8 protein-coding genes and 1 pseudogene are annotated in these 5,006 nt (G+C 36.4%); 6 read left to right on the plus strand and 3 right to left on the minus strand.

The genetic code is table 11. From position 1 onward, the window contains the following. From F6K22_RS31330 to F6K22_RS31355, 6 genes and pseudogenes are all read left to right on the plus strand, one after another. Positions 1–402: pseudogene (locus tag F6K22_RS31330) on the plus strand (methyltransferase domain-containing protein); the annotation flags it as partial. 240 nt (positions 403–642) lie between these two features. Continuing rightward, positions 643–828, plus strand: coding sequence for a hypothetical protein (locus tag F6K22_RS31335; RefSeq protein WP_293107257.1), 186 nt, complete (start codon positions 643–645; stop codon positions 826–828). Between the two features lie 159 nt (positions 829–987). Then, positions 988–1,092, plus strand: a complete 105-nt coding sequence (locus F6K22_RS31340; protein WP_293107260.1) for an element excision factor XisH family protein — start codon at positions 988–990, stop codon at positions 1,090–1,092. A 114-nt stretch (positions 1,093–1,206) separates the two neighbouring features. Beyond that, complete coding sequence (locus F6K22_RS31345; RefSeq protein ID WP_293107263.1) at positions 1,207–1,563, plus strand: element excision factor XisH family protein; 357 nt, start codon at positions 1,207–1,209, stop codon at positions 1,561–1,563. Then, positions 1,551–1,886: a XisI protein gene (locus F6K22_RS31350; RefSeq protein WP_293107266.1), complete on the plus strand. Its 336-nt coding sequence runs from the start codon at positions 1,551–1,553 to the stop codon at positions 1,884–1,886. The genes F6K22_RS31345 and F6K22_RS31350 overlap by 13 nt, the downstream gene beginning before the upstream one ends. Positions 1,887–2,117: 231 nt before the next feature. Beyond that, positions 2,118–2,774: a Uma2 family endonuclease gene (locus F6K22_RS31355; protein WP_293107269.1), complete on the plus strand. Its 657-nt coding sequence runs from the start codon at positions 2,118–2,120 to the stop codon at positions 2,772–2,774. An 826-nt stretch (positions 2,775–3,600) separates the two neighbouring features. Here the strand turns inward: F6K22_RS31355 and F6K22_RS31360 are convergent. The 3 genes from F6K22_RS31360 to F6K22_RS31370 form a co-directional block, all read right to left on the minus strand. Then, positions 3,601–3,999 (minus strand): nuclear transport factor 2 family protein, encoded by a 399-nt coding sequence (locus F6K22_RS31360; protein WP_293107272.1) that lies wholly within the window; start codon positions 3,997–3,999, stop codon positions 3,601–3,603. A gap of 113 nt (positions 4,000–4,112) precedes the next feature. Beyond that, complete coding sequence (locus F6K22_RS31365) at positions 4,113–4,631, minus strand: TM2 domain-containing protein (RefSeq protein ID WP_293107274.1); 519 nt, start codon at positions 4,629–4,631, stop codon at positions 4,113–4,115. Between the two features lie 50 nt (positions 4,632–4,681). Further along, on the minus strand, positions 4,682–5,006 hold a 325-nt coding region (locus F6K22_RS31370; RefSeq protein ID WP_293107277.1), incomplete at its 5' end, for an alpha-hydroxy acid oxidase.

A 5,006-nucleotide genomic window follows, 5' to 3' on the forward strand; every position in this document is an offset into this window, starting at 1 on the left:
TATTTAATTATTTTCCCAGACTGGTCGCAACCAGAAGAAACGGTGGGATTAGAATTACAAGAAGTAATTAAAAATCTGGTGACTCATCCAGAGAAAGCTAAGATGACTCTATTAATAGATAACAGCAATATTACTGCTGAGGATGCAGATTTAATTTTATCTAGCGTGGTGATGAACTTGTTAATGGAGTCAGAATTAGAGGTAGATGAGGGACCAGAAATTGTTTTAGTTGGGGAGTTGAGTCAAATACAATGGTCTGCTTTAATTCCTCAACTGCAAGGTCGGATTAAATTAGAACATGGAAATGAGGAAGTAAAAGCTCAACTCAAAGCAGAAAATATTCCTGTAATTGAACTCGATCGCTTGCCAGAAAAAATCCATAGTTTTCACACCAAAGAATAGGAGGTTAATCGTGCAGAGTATTTAATAGACATAGGCGTGAAAAAGATATATATTTTTTGTGGCTAGTAGGGAACAGGGAACACTTAACAGGAAAAAGGGTATATATTTTTACGAAAAAGATACTAAAAATGATTTTGGAGAATGAATTTGACAACTCTAGCTTGTCTTAAATAAAGAGCAAGTTTATTTTCTGGAGAGGTCTAATTAAAAGTTCATATAGATTCTGATGGGATATTAAAAGTGCAAATGTCATCGGAGACGAAAGATACAGACTTAGAAATAATGGTAAATTTTCAGCCATTATCTCAGGAACAGGAACAACCCCGGTATAATGCTTGGGGAAAACCTGTTACGAGAGAATCAACTTTAATCAACTTTAGTGGCAATTTATCAAATGCGACAACTCAGACAGGAAGTATTCATTGACAAGGAATCATTTCCAGAGATGATACAAAAGGGGCGAAGATTTTGATAGTGATAAAGCTTTGTACTTAATTTGCTTCAAAAATTATGTAAGTAAATGATATAGTTTTTTTCCAATTTATATTCCCCTTAAACCTTATATTAATATGAAAACAATCTACAATGGCTAAAGACATTTTCCATCAACAGGTTAAAAATGCTCTAATCAAAGATGGATGGAATATTACCAAAAAAAGAGGTTTAAAGCCTCCCCTTTTAAGGGGATGAAAAGATAAAAGTTCTTTATTTCAAGCCTCTGGGTTCAACCAGAGGTTACTGATAACTGATAACTGAATTGCGCAGTTCCTCCGATAGGAGGCTAACTGATAACTGATAACTGAAATGACCCACGATCCTTTCACAATTCGGATTAGTGAAGCTATCAAATTACAAATCGATTTGGCAGCAGAAAATGCCATTGCAGCAGAACGAGGTTCTGAAAAAATTGCTGTAGAAATTAAAAGCTTTATTACAGACTCAGATATTAGCTCATTTCATACTGCATTGGGACAATATCTTAACTATTGTCAAGCACTTGAAGAGCAAGAAGCAGACCGAATTGTTTATTTAGCTATTCCTGTAGAAACTTATCAAGATTTTTTTCAACTTCCTTTTATCCAACGTTCTCTTAAACGTTATCAAGTCAAACTGATTATTTATAATCCTCAATTGGAGGTGATATCTCAATGGATAAATTAGAAAAATATCGACAATTTGTTCGGCAAATTTTGAGTTCACACGCAGAAATAGCAACTACCGCTGATACAGTAAACGCAGAACTAATATTTGATAGAGAACATGACCATTATCAACTAGCTTATGTAGGTTGGCAAGGGGATAAACGAGTATTTGGTCCGGTGATGCACTTTGATATTATAGATGGCAAAATTTGGATTCAATATAATGGTACGGAAGCGTCTGTTGCTGAGAGGTTAGTAGAGATGGGTGTACCTACTTCAGATATAGTTATAGGTTTTCATTCTGCTTTTAAGCGTCAATTTACTCCCTATGGTAATGGATAAAAATATAGCATAATGGAGTAGAGGAGCAGGGGAGATTGAATATTGAACTATAATTATAACATATACTATTGCTATTGCTATATAACCGGATTCTATATCAAACCTCCCCACCCAAGTCATTGCGACTTACACTCATGGAAGGAAGCAATCTCGCGCAACCTCTGAGATTGCTTCCTATCGTCGCTGCGGACGATTGTTCAACTGGATTCTATATGATAACTGATAACTGAAATGACATCTTCAATACCTAAAACCTTAAATTATCAATTGCCACCATTAGAAAATGGCGATCGCTTAACCAGACTAAAATTCGAGCGTCGTTATCAAGGGATGCCAGAAGTTAAAAAAGCTGAATTAATTCAAGGAGTTGTTTATATGGCATCCCCGTTACGTTTCCAACCCCACGCTGAACCTCACGGCAATATTATTGGTTGGTTATGGACATACAAAGTTGCTACACCTGAAGTGCAAATGGGAATTGAACCAACAGTTCGCTTGGATATTGATAATGAACCACAACCGGATGGTGTCTTGCTAATTAACCCGGAAAGTGGTGGAAACTCTAGACTTAGCGATGATGGGTATATAGAAGGGGCACCGGAACTGGTTGTGGAAATTGCTGCTAGTAGTGCAACTATAAATTTAGGGGATAAAAAAGTTGCTTATCAGCGTAGTGGAGTACGGGAATATATTGTTTGCCAGGTGTTTGAGCAAAAAATTGATTGGTTTAGTCTAGAGGATGGGGATTATATTTCCTTGATACCGGATGAACGGGGGGTGATTTGTTCTGTGGTATTTCCAGGGTTATGGTTAGATGTGTCTGCTATGTTGACAGGAAATATGCAGCAAGTTTTGGAAGTTTTGCAAACTGGAATTAAATCAAAGTAATAGTATGGCGCTACACGCAAGTCAAAACTCAAAAGTTAAAAGTAATCTCTGATATAGAATCCGCTCGGGTTCGGTATAAAAAAATGTTCCATCTTCAGTTATTGCTAAATCTTTCTATATCTCCCCATCTCCCCATCTCCCCAGCATCTTTATCTAATTACACCAATGCTACCGGATTTGATATGATATAGAATCCGGTTGAACACTCGTCATTGCGACGGAAGGAAGCAATCTCCCTGCGTCCCTGAGATTGCTTCCTTCGACTCCGTTCCAGTCGCTGCGGACTTAGATATAGTAATTATCCGGATTTTGTATGACTGATAAAGTTGCTCTTTTTAAGCATCTCCGATAGAGATGCAGCTTTTTGTAGTATTCTTTTTTCAAAGTGGTATATAGCGTTACGCATTAAGGTTAGGACATTTATACAGGACTTACGCATAAGAAACGCAATTTCGACGTTTGAGATTACTTCGCTATCGCTCGTAATGACAGAAATACATTGTTTTGCGTAAGTCCTATTATAAATCCTGTTCTGGGAGAAAAAATGGGTTAAAGTCAGTCTAGACAACGGAATTACGTCGATGACCTAAAAATGGCTAGAACCCTTACTGATTAAAGATTTATACCTTTTTGACGTCAAAGCCTATGCCAGTCTATATTTGAGCCTATTTTTTGCTTCTATTTTGTGTAAGTCCCATTAGACATCTCCACAAAAGAGGGAGTAGGTAGCAGGGAGCAAGGAGTAGGGAGAAATAATTGATGATTTATGTGGGATAATTGATTTTATTTTTTATTATTGGAGATGTCTATTAGTATCTCCAATTAATTAATTCGACTTACCGTCACTACCTAAATATTCTCGGTAGGCACAAATTTTGTCACCTCGGACATCAAAAGAAATTGCTACTCGATTTTTATAAGGTTTTCCCCACATAGGACCTTCATCTCGAAATTCAAAGACCACTGTTGTTTCATTGCTAGTAATGCGGTCTAAAGAAGTAATTGAAAGTCCTTCACTATATGCTTCGGAAACATACTTAAAAAATTCTCTGGCACGGTCTTTTCCCTTGTTTAAACCGTGAAATTTGCCTACAGGAAACCAAAAGGTAAAATCGTCAGTAAGTATATCTAAAAATTGTTCCCATTCTCCAGTTGCTAAACCGTGAGTCAATTTCTCAAAAGCTGCTTGAGCAATTGCCAGTGTATTTGTTTGTGTTTCAGTCATTTCAGTTGTCAGTTATCAGTTGTCAGTACCTCTAGCTTAAACTAGAGGCTTGAAATACTAAATCGAATATTTTTCTCATCCCTTTAAAAGACTGTACTTTATCAACATCTTTACTAAAAAACTTTATAAATAACTGCTCCTGTTTCGGGGTGATTTTCCATTTCAACTAATCCCTCTTTATATAAACTTTTTAACAGTTCTTTCATTTCTGGTACTGTTTTATTTGTGGCAATAATACAATCGGCTATGGAAATTCCTTCTGGATTTTTCTTTGCCAATTCAAGAATAATTTGTGTGTCTGACTTGGGAGGATTTTTTTCTAAAATTCTCTCTATTTGTTCCTGGGGTAAGTAATTAAATATATCCCCAGAATCTAATCGTTTCTTCAGCATTTTCAGATTTTTCTCTTCTACCATTCCAGGAATAAAGAATACATCAAATAATTGACCTATTCCTAATAAACCTGCGCTAGCTAACCAGATAGCACCTGTTAAATATTTCCCCGAATAAAATCTATGTAATCCACAAATACCTAAGAAACCAGAACACCATAAAAGGTAAGCCATACCTGTATTTCTAGTTTCGTCTATTTCATTTACTTTGGGATTATTAACGATTTTAGATTTGTTCATTTTTTTAGTCCCTATAAAAATATAAAACTCGATATAAATTTTCAATTTTACTAGCTGAATTGACGTACCAAACTAGCATCTATATTTTCTATATTAGCACACCCACTCAATGCCATGGCCACATCTAATTCATCACGCAATAGTTCCAACAAATGACGCACCCCAGTTTCTCCGTCCACCGCTAGCGCCCACAAAATCGGACGCCCAATTAAAACTGCTTTTGCCCCCAATGCTAAAGCTTTCAATATATCTGTACCTCTGCGGATACCCCCATCTATTAATACATCAACTTGATTTCCTACTGCTGCAACTACTTCTGGGAGAGCATCAATAGTAGCGATCGCTCCATCTAACTGTCTACCTCCATGATTAGAA

The sequence above is a fragment of the Okeania sp. SIO2F4 genome, from assembly GCF_010672385.1.
Classification (GTDB): Bacteria; Cyanobacteriota; Cyanobacteriia; order Cyanobacteriales; family Microcoleaceae; genus Trichodesmium.

Coding starts and splice junctions, on each gene's coding strand:
- F6K22_RS31345 (WP_293107263.1), top strand. CDS start 1,207: ATGACCCACGATCCTTTCACAATTCGGATTAGTGAAGCTATCAAATTA.
- F6K22_RS31350 (WP_293107266.1), top strand. CDS start 1,551: ATGGATAAATTAGAAAAATATCGACAATTTGTTCGGCAAATTTTGAGT.
- F6K22_RS31340 (WP_293107260.1), top strand. CDS start 988: ATGGCTAAAGACATTTTCCATCAACAGGTTAAAAATGCTCTAATCAAA.
- F6K22_RS31355 (WP_293107269.1), top strand. CDS start 2,118: ATGACATCTTCAATACCTAAAACCTTAAATTATCAATTGCCACCATTA.
- F6K22_RS31360 (WP_293107272.1), bottom strand. CDS start 3,999: ATGACTGAAACACAAACAAATACACTGGCAATTGCTCAAGCAGCTTTT.
- F6K22_RS31365 (WP_293107274.1), bottom strand. CDS start 4,631: ATGAACAAATCTAAAATCGTTAATAATCCCAAAGTAAATGAAATAGAC.